This window comes from Mesorhizobium sp. BHscii (assembly GCF_053848065.1).
In genome coordinates this window covers 326,056-342,217 of the sequence record NZ_JBSPKW010000003.1, presented here as the reverse complement: position 1 = coordinate 342,217, position 16,162 = coordinate 326,056, and the positions used below count along the sequence as shown (strand labels likewise).

The 16,162-nt window shown below is 63.3% G+C and carries 16 protein-coding genes; 7 read left to right on the top strand and 9 right to left on the bottom strand.

Annotation, left to right across the window (positions count from 1 at the left end; genetic code table 11):
* The first annotated feature begins 22 nt into the window (after positions 1-22).
* Genes ACWTU7_RS06865 through ACWTU7_RS06845 form a run of 5 tightly spaced genes read left to right on the top strand, consistent with a single transcriptional unit; the run spans position 23 to position 5,531 of the window.
* A complete protein-coding gene (locus tag ACWTU7_RS06865; protein WP_455838235.1) occupies positions 23-1,663 on the top strand; it encodes a N,N-dimethylformamidase beta subunit family domain-containing protein in 1,641 nt (546 codons plus the stop codon).
* Position 1,664: 1 nt separating this feature from the next.
* Positions 1,665-3,044, top strand: a complete 1,380-nt coding sequence (locus ACWTU7_RS06860; protein WP_455838234.1) for an aminotransferase family protein — start codon at positions 1,665-1,667, stop codon at positions 3,042-3,044.
* A gap of 1 nt (position 3,045) precedes the next feature.
* Positions 3,046-3,975: a 3-keto-5-aminohexanoate cleavage protein gene (locus ACWTU7_RS06855; RefSeq protein ID WP_455838233.1), complete on the top strand. Its 930-nt coding sequence runs from the start codon at positions 3,046-3,048 to the stop codon at positions 3,973-3,975.
* Positions 3,976-3,987: 12 nt separating this feature from the next.
* Positions 3,988-4,503 carry an N-acetyltransferase family protein gene (locus ACWTU7_RS06850; protein WP_455838307.1) on the top strand — a complete coding sequence of 172 codons (516 nt, stop codon included), beginning with the start codon at positions 3,988-3,990 and terminating at the stop codon, positions 4,501-4,503.
* Positions 4,500-5,531 carry a histone deacetylase family protein gene (locus ACWTU7_RS06845; protein ID WP_455838232.1) on the top strand — a complete coding sequence of 344 codons (1,032 nt, stop codon included), beginning with the start codon at positions 4,500-4,502 and terminating at the stop codon, positions 5,529-5,531. Before ACWTU7_RS06850 ends, ACWTU7_RS06845 begins: the two co-directional genes overlap by 4 nt.
* Before the next feature lie 7 nt (positions 5,532-5,538).
* Here ACWTU7_RS06845 and ACWTU7_RS06840 read toward each other — a convergent pair whose 3' ends face one another.
* Both ACWTU7_RS06840 and ACWTU7_RS06835 read right to left on the bottom strand, forming a co-directional pair.
* Complete coding sequence (locus ACWTU7_RS06840; RefSeq protein ID WP_455838231.1) at positions 5,539-6,804, bottom strand: cysteine desulfurase-like protein; 1,266 nt, start codon at positions 6,802-6,804, stop codon at positions 5,539-5,541.
* 53 nt (positions 6,805-6,857) lie between these two features.
* Entirely contained in the window at positions 6,858-7,925 is a 1,068-nt protein-coding gene (locus ACWTU7_RS06835) for an aldo/keto reductase (protein ID WP_287091988.1), read from the bottom strand.
* A gap of 379 nt (positions 7,926-8,304) precedes the next feature.
* On the opposite strand from ACWTU7_RS06835, the gene ACWTU7_RS06830 reads away from it, so the two are divergent.
* Complete coding sequence (locus ACWTU7_RS06830; RefSeq protein ID WP_455838230.1) at positions 8,305-8,469, top strand: hypothetical protein; 165 nt, start codon at positions 8,305-8,307, stop codon at positions 8,467-8,469.
* A gap of 42 nt (positions 8,470-8,511) precedes the next feature.
* Here ACWTU7_RS06830 and ACWTU7_RS06825 read toward each other — a convergent pair whose 3' ends face one another.
* Positions 8,512-9,018, bottom strand: coding sequence for a DUF1993 domain-containing protein (locus tag ACWTU7_RS06825; RefSeq protein ID WP_455838229.1), 507 nt, complete (start codon positions 9,016-9,018; stop codon positions 8,512-8,514).
* A 122-nt stretch (positions 9,019-9,140) separates the two neighbouring features.
* On the opposite strand from ACWTU7_RS06825, the gene ACWTU7_RS06820 reads away from it, so the two are divergent.
* The gene (locus ACWTU7_RS06820) at positions 9,141-10,190 is read left to right on the top strand and encodes a DUF1176 domain-containing protein (RefSeq protein ID WP_455838228.1); all 1,050 of its coding nucleotides are present in this window, start codon (positions 9,141-9,143) and stop codon (positions 10,188-10,190) included.
* A gap of 76 nt (positions 10,191-10,266) precedes the next feature.
* On the opposite strand, the gene ACWTU7_RS06815 is transcribed toward ACWTU7_RS06820, so the two are convergent.
* The 6 genes from ACWTU7_RS06815 to ACWTU7_RS06790 all read right to left on the bottom strand — a co-directional run bounded on the left by ACWTU7_RS06815 (position 10,267) and on the right by ACWTU7_RS06790 (position 16,156).
* The gene (locus tag ACWTU7_RS06815) at positions 10,267-11,148 is read right to left on the bottom strand and encodes an alpha/beta hydrolase (RefSeq protein WP_455838227.1); all 882 of its coding nucleotides are present in this window, start codon (positions 11,146-11,148) and stop codon (positions 10,267-10,269) included.
* A 31-nt stretch (positions 11,149-11,179) separates the two neighbouring features.
* The gene (locus ACWTU7_RS06810; RefSeq protein ID WP_455838226.1) at positions 11,180-12,790 is read right to left on the bottom strand and encodes a molybdopterin-binding/glycosyltransferase family 2 protein; all 1,611 of its coding nucleotides are present in this window, start codon (positions 12,788-12,790) and stop codon (positions 11,180-11,182) included.
* 66 nt (positions 12,791-12,856) lie between these two features.
* Entirely contained in the window at positions 12,857-13,594 is a 738-nt protein-coding gene (locus tag ACWTU7_RS06805; RefSeq protein ID WP_127208943.1) for an XdhC family protein, read from the bottom strand.
* A gap of 10 nt (positions 13,595-13,604) precedes the next feature.
* Positions 13,605-13,943 carry an XdhC family protein gene (locus tag ACWTU7_RS06800; RefSeq protein ID WP_455838225.1) on the bottom strand — a complete coding sequence of 113 codons (339 nt, stop codon included), beginning with the start codon at positions 13,941-13,943 and terminating at the stop codon, positions 13,605-13,607.
* 40 nt (positions 13,944-13,983) lie between these two features.
* Positions 13,984-15,222, bottom strand: a complete 1,239-nt coding sequence (locus ACWTU7_RS06795) for a vWA domain-containing protein (protein ID WP_455838224.1) — start codon at positions 15,220-15,222, stop codon at positions 13,984-13,986.
* Between the two features lie 4 nt (positions 15,223-15,226).
* A complete protein-coding gene (locus tag ACWTU7_RS06790; RefSeq protein ID WP_455838223.1) occupies positions 15,227-16,156 on the bottom strand; it encodes an AAA family ATPase in 930 nt (309 codons plus the stop codon).
* Between the last annotated feature and the right edge of the window lie 6 nt (positions 16,157-16,162).

Here is a 16,162-nt window from a genome sequence, read left to right as displayed (position 1 = left end):
GTTCGACCCTTCACAGGCGTTCATGACGAAGCTTCCTACCGAATTCCCCGATTTCGGACTGACGCCCCACCAGCGCCGGCAAGCCGTGCGCGGCCACTACTGGGAGTGGCCGGGCATGGATGGCGAACGCGGCGAGATCTGGTGCTACAGCGATCGTTTTTCATACCGCCGGGACGAGACGGTGGTGCTGCATGTCAGCTCGACGGCCTCCAGCTTCAGCATGTCGATCGTCCGCGACGGCGGCACCGAAACGAAAATGTTCGAGAAGGCTGGGATCGCGGCGCGCTGGCAGGATACACCCGACCAATGTTCGGTCGTGGGCTGCGGCTGGGGCGCTTCGTTTGAATTCCGGGTCGGCGACGATTGGCCGTCCGGAGCCTACCGCGTCACGCTGACGGCGGACGGCCGCGACGGCAAGCCGATCCGCTGCCAGGATCTTTTCATCGTTAGCCCGCAGCCCGGCAAGAAACGCGGTCGTGTGCTGCAGCTTGCAGCCACCGGCACCTGGCTTGCCTACAACACGTGGGGTGGCTCCAATCATTACGAAGGCATCACCGGCCCGAACCGCGACCAGTATGCCCCAATAGTGTCGACGCAGCGGCCATGGTGCCGCGGTTTTGTTGTTCTGCCGAACGAGGCGCCGCGCGTGCCGCTCGAGGTCGCCGTGCCGCCCAAGACCGTGCCGCGCTATCCGCATATGGAATGGGCCTTCGCCACCGGCCATTCGAAGAAATACGCCTCGTCCGGCTGGGCAAGCTATGACAGCCACTTCTTTCGTTTTGCCGAGCGTGCTGGCTATGCCGTCGACCTCGCCAGCCAGCACGAACTGCAATTCTCGCCCGAAATCCTCGACGGCTATGACTGCGTCGTCTTCGTCGGCCACGACGAATACTGGACCTGGGAGATGCGCGACACTGTCGACGCCTATGTCGAGCGCGGCGGCCATGCGGCGCGCTTCGCCGGCAATTTCATGTGGCAGACCAGGTTGGAGGACGAGGGCCGCCGGCAAATCTGTTACAAATACCGCGCCCGCGCCGAGGATCCGGCCTATCGGGGCGGCGACGTGACCCGCGCCACGAACTCCTGGGAAGCACCTGAGATTGGCCGGCCGGGCGCCTCGACTTTCGGGCTCAATGCGACTAGGGGCCTCTACGCCGGCTGGGGCGGTTGCGCGCCGCGCGGCGTGCGCGGCTTTCCGGTCTACCGGCCGGAGCATTGGGCGTTCGCCGGCACAGGCATCTATTATGGCGACCTGCTCGGCGCCGACAGCCATGTCTATGGCTATGAGGTCGACGGGCTCGACCACGAGATCCGAGGCGGACTGCCCTACCCTACGCCCAACAGCGGCGCACCGGACGGGCTGCAAATTCTCGCGGTCGGCATGGCCAGCCAGGTAGAGGAGAGCGCCGATATTCCGTTCGAAGACCAGTTCCTCGGCGACGAGGACGGACGCTTCACCGCCGAAACGCTGTTCGGCGAGGCGAGCGACGCCAATCTCGACAAGGTCAAGCGCGGCAACGGCATGATCGTCAATTTCCCGCGCGGCAAGGGCGAGGTGTTCCACGCCGGAAGCTGCGAATGGGTCGCCGGCCTGCTAAGGCAGGACCCGATGGTCGAGCTCGTCACCAAGAATGTTCTCGACCGCTATCTCGGAAAGTCCTGACATGCTGAAGTCCCAAACCCCTGCCCCGGACACCGAGACGCGCCCGCCATCGCATCTGTTCTATCTGTCCAGCCTGCGCCGGCCGCTGGTCGACCGCGCCGAAGGCATCTACATCTGGACGCAGGATGGCCGCCGCTTCATCGACGGATCGAGCGGACCGATGGTCGCCAATATCGGTCATTCCAACCGCAACGTGCTCGATGCGATGAAGCGGCAGATGGACCGCGCAACCTTCGCCTACCGGCTGCATTTCGAGAACGAGCCGGCCGAGGAGCTCGCGCGCGAGCTGGCCGGAAAGCTGCCCGAAGGCATGGACCGCATTTTTTTCGTCTCGGGCGGCTCGGAAGCGACGGAATCCTGCATCAAGCTCGGCCGGCAGTGGGCAGTGGCGACAGGCCAGCCCAAGCGCTGGAAGGTGATCACCCGCTTTCCCTCCTATCATGGCGGCACGCTTGGTTCGCTATCCGTCACCGGCGACGACGCCTTGGCCGAGACTTTCACACCGATGATGCAGGTCATGCCGACCGTGCCGGCGCCGGCCGCCTGGCGCGACCGCGACAATCTCTCGATGGAGCAGCGCGGCATCCGCTACGCCGACATGCTGGAGGAGAAGATCCTCGCCGAAGGGCCGGAAAGCGTGCTCGCCTTCATCATGGAGCCGGTCGGCGGCGCTGCCACCGCGGCGCTGGTCGCGCCGGACAGCTATTATCCGCGCATCCGCGAAATCTGCGACCGCTACAACATCCTGCTCATCCATGATGAAGTGATGAGCGGTGCCGGCCGCACCGGAAAATTCCTCGGTGGCGACCATTGGAACTGCAAGCCCGACATCGTCGCGCTGTCGAAGGGGCTGGGCTCGGGCTATGCGCCGCTCGGCGCGCTGGCGGCACCGATGCGGCTGGTGCAACCGCTGCTCGCCTCCGGCGGCTTCCAGCACGGCCATACCTATGCCGGCAATCCGCTCGCCTGCGCCGCCGGGCTCGCCGTGCTTAGCGAGATGGATCGTCTCGGCCTGATCGCCAATGCAGCTGACATGGGCGATCTTTTGATGGCCGAGCTGAAGGGGTTGGCCAAGCGGTTTCCGTTCATCGCCGACGTGCGCGGCAAGGGCCTGCTCCTAGGTGCCGAGATGGTCGCCGACCCCGATACGCTGGGGCCGATCGCACCGGCGAAGAAGGCCACCCAGCGGCTGCTCGACCTCGCCTATGAGCGCGGCCTGATCATCTATGGGCGAAAGGTCAAGGGCGGCTTCGACGGCGACAATTTCATGGTGGCACCGCCGATGATCATTACCAAGGAACAGGTCGGCGAAATCGTCGCCATCATCGGCGACTCGCTGCAGGTGCTGGCCGGCGAGCTCGACCTGCCGGTCGAAGGCTGAAATGGCGCCGCGAAAAGTCATCGTCACCTGCGCCGTCACCGGGTCGGTGCACACGCCGTCAATGTCGCCGCACCTGCCGGTGACGCCGGACCAGATCGCCGCAGAGGCTATTGCCGCCGCCGAAGCCGGCGCCTCGATCTTGCATCTTCACGCCCGCGATCCCAGTGACGGGCGGCCGACCGCCGATCCTGATGTGTTCATGCAGTTCCTGCCGCGCATCAAGCAGGCGACATCAGCGGTGATCAACATCACCACCGGCGGCTCGTCGCTGATGACGCTCGACCAGCGGCTGGCCGCACCGCTCAGGGCCGAGCCCGAAATGTGCTCGCTCAATATGGGCTCGATGAATTTCGCGCTGTTCCCGATGCTCGACCGGCCAAGGGAGTGGCATCACGAGTGGGAGCCCAAGCTGCTTGAAGCGACACGTGACACGATCTTCAAGAACACCTTTGCCGACATGGAGACCGTGCTCGAAAGACTTGGAAAGGGCTGCGGCACACGCTTCGAATTCGAATGCTATGATGTCGGCCACCTCTATTCTTTAGCGCATTTTCGAGACCGGGGGCTGGTGTCAGGACCTCTGTTCATCCAGTTCGTGTTCGGCATATTGGGCGGTATCGGCGCCGATCCCGACAATTTGGTCCATATGAAGCGTATCGCCGACAAACTGTTCGGCGACAGCTATCAGTTTTCGGTGCTGGCCGCCGGCCGCCACCAGATGCCGATGATCTCGCTTGCGGCAGCGATGGGCGGCAATGTCCGCGTTGGGCTGGAGGACAGCCTCTACGACGGCCGCCAGCTGGCAAAGTCCAATGCCGACCAGGTGCGCCGTATCCGCAGCGTGCTCGACGGGCTGTCGCTGGACGTCGCCTCGCCCGCTGAGGCGCGTGAGATGCTGGCACTCAAGGGCGGCGACCGGGTGGCGTTCTGAGATGCGGCCGTGATCAACCCAGCGTCAAAAGACATTCGCATCCGGCCCGGCACCGTCGAGGACATCGAAACCATCCATGCTGCGATCCTGCGGCTTGGCGCCCATATCGGCGCGCCCGAGGAAATCACTTCTACGGCCGACGACCTTCGCACCTACGGCTTTGGCGAAAACCCTGCCTTCTCGACGCTGATTGCGGAAGTCGGCGGCGAGTTCGCCGGCCTGTGCCTGCATTTCCCGATCTTCTCGACCTGGATGGGCCGGCCCGGCGTTTATGTGCAGGACCTCTATGTCGAGGACCGGTTTCGCGGCCGCAGGATCGGCGAACGCCTGCTGCGTCGTGTCGCGCGAGAATGCCGGGAGGACGGCGGCGTCTACCTTAGGCTGTCCGTCGACACCGACAATGAAACCGCCAAAGCCTTTTACGAAAGACTGGGCATTGCCTGGTCGAGCTACGAGCAGGTGCAGAAGATCGCCGGCGACGCGTTCTTTGCCTTCGCCGATGCACCCGATGATGAGGAGCCAAGATGAAAGCGTTCTATGCCGAAGAACAGAAGCGCCATGATCCCAAGGCATTCCTCTCCAGCGGTGCGCAGAAACCCAATCCGGAAAAGCCGGAACGCGTCGAATGGCTGCTCGCCGGCGCAAGGGCCGCCGGCTGCACGATCGAACGGCCGAGAGATCACGGGCCAGGACCGGTCGCGGCGGTGCATACGCCCGAATATCTCGATTTTCTCGAGCACATCTTTGTGCGCTGGCAGCGCATCGAAGGCGCTTCGGCGGAAGTGATCCCCAACATCCATCCGATCGCGCGGGGCGGCTCCTATCCGGCCTCAGCGGTCGGCCAGGCCGGCTATCACATGGCCGACACCGCTTGCCCGATCTCAAGCGAGACCTGGCAGAGCGCGCTGTGGAGCGCTTGGAGCGCGGTCGAGGCCGCTGAGGCCGTGATGTCAGGTGCACCGGCTGCCTATGCGCTCTGCCGTCCGCCCGGCCACCACGCCTTTGCCGATGTCGCCGGCGGCTTCTGTTTCATCAACAATTCAGCGGTCGCGGCACAGACGCTCCGCAAGAATGCGGCGCGGGTGGCAATCCTCGACGTCGATCTGCATCACGGCAACGGCACGCAAGGCATTTTCTATGCGCGACCGGACGTGCTCACCGTCTCGCTGCATGCCGATCCGGTGCGCTTCTACCCGTTCTTCTGGGGTCATGCCGACGAACGTGGCGAAGGGGCCGGCCTCGGCTACAATTTCAACCTGCCGCTGGCGCGCAAATCCGGCGACGCCGCATTCCTCGACGCGCTGGATGTGGCTTTCCAGCGTATCCGCGCCTTTGCGCCGGAAGCGCTTGTGGTGGCGCTCGGCCTCGACGCCTTCGAAGGCGATCCGTTCGGCGGACTGTCGGTAACGACACCGGGCTTCTCGCGCATCGGCGAGGCTATCGCCGGCCTCGGCCTGCCGACGGTCATCGTGCAGGAGGGCGGCTATCTCTGCGACGAGCTCGGCGACAATCTTACTGCCTTTCTCACCGGCTTCGGCGGCAGCAAGAGGCGGTGATGTCGGATCAGGATCGCTCCTGTCGCAGCATCGCGATGACGCGATGCACGCTCTCCAGTGTCTCGTCGATTTCGGCCGCCGTATTGTAGTGGGCGATGCCGATGCGCACGACGCCCTGTTCGGGCGGAATGCCGAGCTGGTGGACGATCTCCCAGGCATAGTTGTGGCCGGACCACAGGAAGATGTTTTCCGCATTCATCTGCCGTACGATCGTCTCCGGCACGATGCCGTCGACGGTGAAGGAGACCGTCGGGACGCGCTCCCCGACACGCGCCGGATCGGTAATGCCATGGATGGTCAGGCTTGAGATAGCCGACAGGCCGTCGATCAGCCTTTGCGCCAGCGGGTTCTCATAAGCTATTGATGTTTCGAAGGCCTTGGCGATCCTGGCGCGGCGCGAGCCGCCATCGCCTGCCGCCGCGCCGAGTTCCGCAAAGTAATCGACCGCGGCCGTCAGTCCGGCCATCAGCTCGATCTGCGGCGTGCCGAGTTCGAACCGCTCCGGCAGAGCATTGGACGAACAGCGGCATTTATACGGTTTCAGCGCATCGATGACATCCAGCCTGCCCCATAAGATACCCAAATGCGGGCCGAAGAATTTATAGGCCGAGCAGATCAGGAAATCGCAGCCGATATCGCTGACGTCGATCAGGCCGTGCGGTGCGAACTGAACAGCGTCGACATAGACCAGGGCGCCGGCCTGCTTGGCAATGCCGGTCAGCGCCTTCACCCGGTTAATTGAGCCGGTCAGATTGCTGGCGTAGTTCAAAGCGACGAGCCGGGTCCTGTCGGTGAGCAGCGTAGCAAGCGCCGCCTCCTCGATCTGCCAGCTCTGCTCGTCGAAAGGCAGCCAGCGCACGACAAGGCCAAGGTCTTCGGCCAGCTGCAGCCACGGCGATGCGTTGCCCTCGTGATCCATGCGGGTGAGGATGATTTCGTCGCCCGGTTTCATCGTGCGGCCGAGCGTGCGCGACATGTGATAGGTCAGAGTCGTCATGTTGGCGCCGATGATGATTTCCTGAGGGCTCGCAGCAGCCAAGAAATCGGCCATCGCCGCATGGGCGTCATCGACGATTTGTTGCGCCGCGATCGTGGTTTCGAAGAATCCGCCGAGATTGGCGTTTGTGGTCAGCAGGCAGCGTGACACCGCGTCGGCAACCGCTTGCGGCACCTGCGTGCCGGCAGGGTTGTCGAGGTAGATGCGGCGACGGCCCCTGTCGGTCAGCGACAGGGCCGGAAATTTCTCGCGCACGGCATCGATCGGAAAATCCATTTCTGCCCCTTCCCGTTGTAATCATTTGATAACTTCGCTACCGGCCGTATTGCTCACGGACAGGGGTTGCCGACACGCTGGTGGATTGCATCGACCGCCTTCTGCATGTCCTCGGTCCAGACGACATCGGCGCAAGACAGCGCCATTTCGAGTTGCGAAATGGTCGTCGCGCCGATGATGCTCGAGGTGACGAAAGGCCGGCTCGTGACATAGGCGTTGGCAAACAATGCCGGCTCCATGCCGAAAGAGCGCGCCAGCTCGTTGTACTCAAGCTGCGCTTCCGCGGCGTTGGGCGTCTCGTAGCGCTGGCCCCGATTGAAGAGCTGCGAGCGTGAGCCTTGCGGCCGCGCGCCATGATCGTATTTGCCGGTGAGATAGCCCTGCGCCAACGGCGAATAGGGCAGAAACGAAACCTGTTCGCGCTCGCAGACTTCGGCGAGATTCACCTCGAAGCTGCGGTTGACGAGATTATAGGCGTTTTGCAGCGACACCAGGCGTGGACCGAGGCCCTTGTCAGCTTCGGCGATGAACCGCATGACGCCCCAAGAGCTCTCGTTCGACAGACCGAAATGGCGGATTTTTCCAACCTTCACCAGTTCGTCGAAGACGGCGAGTGTCTCGGTGATCGGCGTCTCGCCAGCCGGTGCGCCGACGGAATCGGCTCGCAGCGGCACGGCACCGACACGGTTCGGGTTGGCGCCCCAAGGCACGTCCCGCTCCGGCCAATGGATCTGATAGAGATCGAAATAATCGGTGTTGAGCCTGGTCAGCGACTTTTCGACGGCATCGAAGATGTCGGCGCGCACCAGCTTCGACGGGCGCCCGCCGCGGAACCATGCATTGGCGGTGCGGCCAACCACTTTCGAGGCGAGGATCACTTGATCGCGATTGCGCTTCGCTTTCAACCAGCTGCCGATGATCTTCTCGGTCCAGCCCTGCGTCTCCGCCTTGGGCGGGATCGGGTAGAGCTCGGCGGTGTCGATGAAGTTGACGCCGCGCGAAAAGGCCAGGTCCATCTGGGCGTGGCCGTCCGCTTCGGTGTTCTGCTGGCCCCAGGTCATCGAACCCAAGCAGATCTGGGAAACAAGAAGATCGGTCCGACCGAGGCGGCGTTTGTGCATGGAACTTTCTCCGGCGGGAATTCTTTGCGCGGCTGCGCGGGGAGGAAGCCGCAGCATACAGGAAGGCGCGGGCTGTCTCCAAGCCCGCCGCAAATCGGCTAGCACTTTTCCGCGAGATCCAGTGAACGCAAGGCGCAAGTAGGTAAAAGGCGGACTGGATTTTCATGCAGTCCGGAATTCCGCCAGGAATGGCGAGGAAAAACCGGCCCTGTGCCGGCATTCAGCTATACGGTCAGCCCGCGCCGGGAGTTTCACCGGCGAAGTCGATTGTGGTCAAGAAATTCGGTGCGGCATAGCTGCCATGCAAATGCTGCACTGCACAATTGTCATGATTTGACTATATTTGGGACTCAGGGAGGACCAACCAGGGGCTTGAATCATGGGTTTCCTCACTGAAATGTTCGCCCGTCCGCGTCCGCAGGAACATCTGCGCTACCGCGCGGCGCTGGCGCTGCTTCATTCAATGAGCAATGCCGACCGTGGGGATATTGGCATCAAACCAGCCGACTTCCCGCGCACCGCCCGCGAAATGTCCTCCCGCTAGTCGGATATCCCGGCTCGACCGGGATATCTCATCGCCAATTTTTCAACGCGATCCCATGAAAATCGCCTTGCTCAGCGGCACGCCATTGTGGCGAAGGATGTCGTAGGCGGTGGTCACGTGGAAATAGAAATTGGGCATGGCGAGATGCAGCAGATACTGCATGCCGGCCATCGAGAATTCGCGCTGGCCAAGCTTCAGCTCGAGCACTCTGTCATCCGAGCCGTCCATATCGGCAGCCGAGAATGTCGCCAGATGGTCGACGGTTTTGGCGATGCGCGCCTGGAGATCGGCAAAGCTCGCCTCGTTGTCTTCGTATTTGGGCACCTCGCGGCCGGCAAGCCGCGATGGCGCGCCCTTGGCGTGGTCGGTGGCGATCTGTACCTGCCTGGTCAACGCGTACATGTCCGGCGCCAGCCTCGACGTCAAAAACACCTGCGGGTCGATCTTGCGGTCGAGCGCATTCTGCTCAGCGATATCCAGCACATTGGATAGCGCCTTCAACCTGGCCGAAAACACCGGCACGGACGCTTCGTACATCGATATGGTCACGTGAATCTCCTATCCGGCGGAACGCCGACGTCGGGACCTAACGCCTCCGCGGGCGATTCTTCAAGCGTCACCACGTCGCCGCAATCGGTATGATAGGATTTCCCATCAGGTGGAGATTCCCGATGAGAAGCGCCCTTTTCGCAGCGACCGCCTTTTTCTCCTTTACCGTGTCAGGCCAGCCAGTACTCGCCGCCGATGCGCCCTATGTCGATGACAGGTCGGACGCCGAAGCGGTCATCCGCTCGCTCTATAGCGCCATCAACCGGCAAGAATTCGCGCGCGCCTGGGATTATTTCGGCGACACCAAGCCGGCCAAGGATTTCGACGCCTTCGTAAAGGGCTATGACGGCACCAACGCCGTCGAAGTCAAAACCGGTGCCGTGTCCGAAGACGGTGCTGCCGGCAGCATCTATTACAGCGTTCCGGTCGCCATCCGGGCGACAGCTAAGGACGGCAGCGAAAATGTCTTTGCCGGCTGCTACACGCTGCGCCAGGTCAACGCCTCGATCCAGGAACCGCCATTTCGCCCGATCTTCATCGACAAGGGCGCGCTGAAACCGGCGAAGGCCGATTTCGACAATGCTGTGCCGGAAAGCTGCGGCGACGGACCGCCGCCGCCGAAGAAGGATGCGGCGCTGGAGCAGGCCAAGGAGGCGTTTGCGGCCACCTATGGCGAACAATGCGACAAGGAGATGCCTGGCGGCGAGCCTTTGGGAGAGCCGGACGCCTACTCGCTCCGCTACAAGGATGCTGGCGCCGCGGCCGATGAGCCCGAACGCGAGACGCGGCTGTTCCGCTTCTTCTGTTCGATGGCTGCCTACAATGAGAGTGCCGTCTACTATGTCTACGACGACATATCAGGCGTCCGGCAGCTGCAGTTCGCCTCGCCGGAACTCGATATCCATTATGAGAACAACGATAGCGAAGGTAAGGTCGAGGCGATCAACGTCGTTGGCTTCCAGACCGACGACCAGCTGGTCAATTCCGAATTTGACGACGCCACCAAGACGATCTCGTCCCTCAACAAGTGGCGCGGCGTCGGCGATGCCTCCTCGGCCGGGACATATCTTTTTCGCAACGGCAATTTCTCGCTGGTGCAGTACGATGTCGACGCCTCCTACGACGGCGAGATCAACCCGCAGACGGTGGTGGACTACAACACTGCGCCTTGAGGCGCGGCGCGCTTCAAGTTTTTTCTTGATGCATGTCGTTGTCCCAAAACCGCTACACACTTTTGGGCGACATGCATTAGGGCGCCTTCGACAGCATCCAATTGAGCGTGCCGCGCCAGTCGGTCATGCGGATCGGCGTGCCGTGCGTGCCTGTCTCGAAACGAACAAAGCGGGCCGGATAGGTTTTCGATTTGGCCAGGATCGAACGGAAGAAGTCTTCCTGTTTTGCCACCGGAAATACCGGATCCTTGCTGCCGTGGCCAAAGAAGACCGGGACACGGCGCTTAAAGCCCGGGCTCGAGAAGAATCTTTCATCCCACAGCGAACCGAGCAGCAGCAACCCGTCGATGCGGCCGCCCGTATCCTTGCGGGCAGCAAGCTTCCAGCACAGTGCGCCGCCCATCGAGCCGCAGGCAACGAAGATCTTCGCGCCCGGCGACTGCTGGGCATAATGGCCGATCAGCGCGGCGATCTGGGCCGCCCCGGTGTCGCCGAAATCGGAAAAGTCCGGTGAGAGATAGAGGCCACCATTGCCGGCCATCAGGTTCTTGATGCGGTTAAAATTGCCGCCAAAGGTGAAGTCGTCAACGCCCTGCTTGCGGCTGCCGCCCTGCCCGTGCAGATAGAGCACGATGATGCCGGCGCCTTGCGTGCGGCCGACGCCGACGTGGCGGATATTTCCGGCATCGGTCTTCAGCGACAGATCCCGCTGCACGTTACGCACACCGGTGTCGACATACTGCGCCTGCGCGCGGCGCTCCGGCACTTTGTCGCGGGCGTTGATGTCGCGCAGCTCGCGATAGTCGACGACTGTATACGCGCCGTTGTTCTCGGATGAGAGCGTGCCCGGATAGGCAAACAGATCATCCTTGAAGGGCTTTAGCGGCAGCGTTTGGCCATGCGCCAAACCCGAAAACAAAAAAAACGCCGAGATCAGAAGGGGTAAACGGAAAGCCATGCCAAAGGCATCGTTTTTCGGCTTTGGTTTGTCAATCCTGCAGCACGCCGCCGGCGCCTTCCAGCGCCTCGCGGGTGTCGACGTCTATCGAAGCCGCCTTGCCGATCTCGACATCGACGACATCGAGCCCCTCGGCCTCGACCAGATGGCGCGCGCCGGTATCGCCTTCGAGATGAGCGATCGCCGCAAACAGCGAGCGCGGCAGCAGCACCGGGTTGCCTCGCTTACCCTCATGCGAGGCGCGTACGACCGATTGGCCCTCGGACTTGCGGAATGCGTCAATCAGCCTGTCGAGGTCGGCCGACGAGACGCCAGGCATGTCGCCGAGCATGATCATGGCGCCGGCGGCATCGCCGGCAACCCGGGCGATGCCGGCCTTCAGCGACGAAGACAGGCCCTCGGTGAAATCCGGATTATCGGCGAAGGTCACATCCAGGCCCGACAATGCGGCGTGTACGCGTTCGCGCTGATGGCCGGTGACAACGATGATGCCCGAAGCTTTCGAACCGAGCGCGCGCTCGGCGGTGCGGCGCACCAGCGGCTTGCCGTCGAACAGCGCCAGCAGCTTGTTCGGGCCGCCCATGCGGCTGGAGCGACCGGCGGCCAGCAGCACGACATCGACTTTCAACTCGGCCCTGGCCGGCAGCGGCTCGCGGGGCTGCGGCCGCGTCGGGATTTCCATCAACAGACCGCCGACACCCATGCCGGCAATATCCTTGGCCGTCACGTCGAGACCGGCAATCAACCTGTCGAGAACCCAGTCGAAGCCGTTCTCCTTGGGGCTGCGCGCGCAGCCGGGCGCACCGATGACGTGCTTGCCGCCAAGTGTGCCGAGCACCAGCAGATTACCGGGATCGACCGGCATGCCGGCGCGGATGACGATGCCGCCGGCCTTCTCGATCGCCGCCGGGACGACGTCGCCAAAATCGCTCATCGCCGAAGCGCCGAAGATCACCACCATGTCGTTGTCGCGCGCCAGCGAGGCCGCAGCTTCCGCAACGGGACCAACTTCATGCGGCGTGCGGCGCTCCGCCGTCAGCCGGCCGCCCGAGCGCGCCAGGCGGGCTTCGGTGACACGCAACGTCTTGTCGAGCACGTTCGGCTTGATACCGGGCAGAACCGTCTGGATGACGCCGACACGGACCGGCTGATAGGCATTGACGGCGAAGATCTCGCTGCCGGCGCAGATCCTTGCCACCGCATCGACCAGCACTGAGCCGACCGCGAAGGGAATGATCTTCACGGTCGCCACCATCTGGCCCTTTTCGACCGGTGCGTGCTGCGCCAGCGTGGCGATGGTGATGGTCGGGTCGACGGCGTTGATGGCGTCGATCTTCGCCGCGTCGACAGTGAAGATGCCGCCCGCCTCGGCGTGCAGGTTGACCCGGCCGGTCGCGGCGGGCTTGGCCTCGATGTTGCGATGGATCATGCTTTCGGCGATCTTTTCGGCGGCAGCGTCCTCGCTCAAATCGTCGGGAGCAAGAACAGCCGCGACAACCTCCGAAATCCCTGCCGCCTTGAGCAAAGATACATCATTGGCGCTCAGCCGATGCGCCTTGCGGAAGCGCCGCTCTCCGACCGTGGTGGCATGCGCCAGCACCGCGCCCTCGGCCGTGTCGATCGGGATCGGGCCGAATTTCACGCCGCCGCGTCCGTAGAGCGCCGCGCGTCCTCTTGGACGCGCAAAGGACGCTCACCTACTTTGAATCTACGCATCGTGCTTCTCCAAAATCGATTCCGATCTTTGGGCCGATGCGGAGGCTTCGAGGCCACGCGAGCGAAAGGCCTGGATCGCCTGCGCCAGCACCGCGACGGCGATCTCGGCCGGGCTCGCTGCGCCGATGTCGAGGCCGATCGGCGCGTGGATGCGGGCGATCTGGTCGGCGGTCGCGCCCAATGCCAGCAGGCGCTCGACGCGCTTCGCATGGGTCTTGCGGCTGCCGAGCGCCCCGACATAGAAGCAGTTGGCGTCGAGCGCCGCCTTCAGCGCGAAGTCATCGATCTTCGGGTCATGGGTGACGGCTGCCAACGCCGTATAGCTGTCGAGCGGCTGGCGCTTCAGAACATCCTCGGGCCATTCGGCATGCAGCGCGACATCGGGAAAGCGGCCTGCGGTGGCAAAGGCCGTGCGCGGATCGACGATCTCGACGGGAAAGCCGGCGATCTTGGCCATCGGCGCCAGTGCCTGGCTGATATGAACGGCGCCGATCACCAACAGGCGCGGCTGCGGCAGATAGGCGTTGAGGAAGAAAGTTCGCCCCTCCGCCTCGACCGACCCGGAACTGCCTGATCGAAACGCCTTGGCGATCGCAGCGCCCAGATCGCCGGCGACCTGGTCGCCCTCGCGCACGATGCGGTCGCGGCCGTCGCCGAGATCGGTTACCAGGATCGCCGCGCGGCGGGCGCGGCGTTCGGCGTTCAGCGTCTTCAGCGCATAAGGATCCATCGTGCCCGGCCTAACCCAACCGCTCGACATAGACTTTGATGCGGCCTCCGCAGGACAAGCCAACCTGCCAGGCGGTCTCATCGGCGACACCGAACTCCAGCATCTTTGCCTTGCCGGTGTCGATGACATCGATTGCCTCGGCGACCACCGCGCCTTCGACGCAGCCGCCAGAGACGGAGCCGTGGAAGTTGCCTTCCGCGTCGATGACAAGATGGCTGCCGACCGGACGCGGCGCCGAGCCCCACGTCTCGACCACGGTGGCAATGGCGACATCCTTGCCGTCCTTCATCCAGCCTTCGGCGATGATCAGCGGATCGCGCGCCTCATCGAGATAGATATTGTTTTCCATCACCGTTTCTCCCGGAGAAAACATATGGCTATGCGGCGCTTCACGCGCCACCTTCAATCCATCTGCGTGGGTCGACCAAGCGCGCCGAATTCTTGTCCAGCGACTCGCAGAGATCAGCGAGCGCATCGAGATTGTGTACCGAGCGGAACTCGTCGACATGCGGCAGCATCGCCTTGACACCGCGGGCACGGGCCTCGAAACCGTCGAAGCGCAGCAGCGGGTTCAGCCAGATCAACCGGCGGCAGGATTTGTGCAGGCGCTCCATTTCCTCCGACAGGCCGGCGATGTCGTCGCGCTCCAGCCCGTCGGTGATCAGCAGCACCACCGCGCCCTGGCCCAGCACGCGCCGCGACCACAGCCGGTTGAATTCGGCCAGCGTATCGCCGATGCGGGTGCCGCCCGACCAGTCCATCACCGCAGCCGAGCAATCGGCGAGTGCTGCGTCAGGATCGCGATGGCGCATCTGCCGCGTCAGATTTGTCAGCCTGGTGCCGAAGACAAAGGCATGCACGCGTCGGCGCTTTTCGGTCAGCGCATGCAGGAAATGCAGAAAGATGCGTGTGTACTGGCTCATCGAACCGGAAATATCGGCAAGCACGACCAGCGGCGGGTGAACCTCGCGCGGTGACCGGAATCTTGGCAGGATCAGTTCGCCGCCTGTCCGCGCGGCCGAGCGCATCATGGCGCGCGGATCGATACGTCGGCCATGCGCGTCGGATTTGAAACGCCGTGTCCTGACCATGTCGAAGGGCAGCCGCAACGCGGTAATCGCCTTCTTGGCGTCGGCCATCTCGGCGGCGTTCATCTGAGCAAAGTCCTTGCCCCTCAGCACCTCGTTGCCGGAAAATGTGAAGCGGGCGTCGACCTCGAACTCGGGGATTTCTTTCGCCGGCTGGTTCTTCTGGTGGCCCTCGAACATTGCCTGGCTGACGCGGTTTTCCGCAGCGCGCGGCTTCTGCTTCTCTCTGATATCAGGCGCCACCGGAGAAAAAATCGCCAGCATCTTTTCGATCAGCTCGTGCGATTTCCAGAACAGCCGGAACGTCTCGTCAAAGGTTGGGTGGTCCTCGTGCCGCGAGACGAGGACAGCGTGCAGCGTCCAGTAGAAATCGTCGCGGGAACCGATGCCGGCGGCCAGCACCGCCTCGATCGCGTCCTTGACCGAGGCCGGGCCGACCCGCATGCCGGCCTTGCGCAAGGTGCGGGCGAAATACACGATGTTGTCGGCGATCCGCCCGTCCGGCGTGGCCTCTTTCGGTTCGCGACGCGGCGTTGCCATCGCCCTACTCCGCCGCCGAAAGCTCGGCCTTCACCTCGTTGAGGATGCGCCGGCCTTCGCCCTGTTCTATACGGGCAATGTCGTCCTGGTATTTCAACAACACGCCAATCGTGTCGGAAACGGTTTCCGGATCGAGCGCCACCTTGTCGAGTTCGGTCAGCGCGCCGGCCCAGTCGATGGTCTCGGCAACCCCCGGCACCTTGAACAGCTCGATCTCGCGCAGCTTCTGGATGAACGAAACCACCTCTGCCGACAGCCGGCTGTTGGCCTGCGGTACTTTCCTACGCACGATCTCCAGTTCGCGCTCGGCATTCGGATAATCGACCCAGTGATAGAGGCAGCGCCGCTTCAGCGCGTCGTGGATCTCGCGGGTGCGGTTGGTGGTGATGATGACGATCGGCGGCTCCTCCGCCTTGATCGTGCCGAGTTCGGGAACAGTCACCTGGAAGTCGGAGAGGATTTCGAGCAGGAACGCCTCGAAGGCCTCGTCAGTGCGGTCTAGCTCGTCGATCAGGAAGACCGGGGCGCCCCCCGCCTTGCCGGTCAGCGCGTCGAGCACCGGGCGGCGGATCAGGTACTTTTCGGAAAAAACGTTACGCTCCATGTCGGAGCGGTCGACCTTGCCGGCCGCCTCCTCCATGCGGATCTCGATCATCTGCGCGGCGTAATTCCACTCGTAGACGGCGGAGGAGACGTCCAGGCCTTCATAGCATTGCAGGCGGATCAGCCGGCGGCCAAGCGCTTGCGCCAGCACCTTGGCGATCTCGGTCTTGCCGACGCCGGCCTCGCCCTCGAGAAACAGCGGCCGCCTCATGCGCAGCGATAAGAACAGGACGGTCGCCAAAGACCGGTCCGCCACATAGTCCGCGCCGGTCAGCAGATCGAGCGTCTCGTCGATCGTCGCCGGCGCGGGGCGCGATTTCAACTCGGTCATTCTCTC

What these genes read in the sequence shown, in the direction of transcription:
- ACWTU7_RS06865 (WP_455838235.1), top strand. Translation starts at nt 23, where the DNA reads ATGACGAAGCTTCCTACCGAATTCCCCGATTTCGGACTGACGCCCCAC.
- ACWTU7_RS06860 (WP_455838234.1), top strand. Translation starts at nt 1,665, where the DNA reads ATGCTGAAGTCCCAAACCCCTGCCCCGGACACCGAGACGCGCCCGCCA.
- ACWTU7_RS06855 (WP_455838233.1), top strand. Translation starts at nt 3,046, where the DNA reads ATGGCGCCGCGAAAAGTCATCGTCACCTGCGCCGTCACCGGGTCGGTG.
- ACWTU7_RS06845 (WP_455838232.1), top strand. Translation starts at nt 4,500, where the DNA reads ATGAAAGCGTTCTATGCCGAAGAACAGAAGCGCCATGATCCCAAGGCA.
- ACWTU7_RS06840 (WP_455838231.1), bottom strand. Translation starts at nt 6,804, where the DNA reads ATGGATTTTCCGATCGATGCCGTGCGCGAGAAATTTCCGGCCCTGTCG.
- ACWTU7_RS06835 (WP_287091988.1), bottom strand. Translation starts at nt 7,925, where the DNA reads ATGCACAAACGCCGCCTCGGTCGGACCGATCTTCTTGTTTCCCAGATC.
- ACWTU7_RS06830 (WP_455838230.1), top strand. Translation starts at nt 8,305, where the DNA reads ATGGGTTTCCTCACTGAAATGTTCGCCCGTCCGCGTCCGCAGGAACAT.
- ACWTU7_RS06820 (WP_455838228.1), top strand. Translation starts at nt 9,141, where the DNA reads ATGAGAAGCGCCCTTTTCGCAGCGACCGCCTTTTTCTCCTTTACCGTG.
- ACWTU7_RS06815 (WP_455838227.1), bottom strand. Translation starts at nt 11,148, where the DNA reads ATGGCTTTCCGTTTACCCCTTCTGATCTCGGCGTTTTTTTTGTTTTCG.
- ACWTU7_RS06805 (WP_127208943.1), bottom strand. Translation starts at nt 13,594, where the DNA reads ATGGATCCTTATGCGCTGAAGACGCTGAACGCCGAACGCCGCGCCCGC.
- ACWTU7_RS06800 (WP_455838225.1), bottom strand. Translation starts at nt 13,943, where the DNA reads ATGGAAAACAATATCTATCTCGATGAGGCGCGCGATCCGCTGATCATC.
- ACWTU7_RS06795 (WP_455838224.1), bottom strand. Translation starts at nt 15,222, where the DNA reads ATGGCAACGCCGCGTCGCGAACCGAAAGAGGCCACGCCGGACGGGCGG.
- ACWTU7_RS06790 (WP_455838223.1), bottom strand. Translation starts at nt 16,156, where the DNA reads ATGACCGAGTTGAAATCGCGCCCCGCGCCGGCGACGATCGACGAGACG.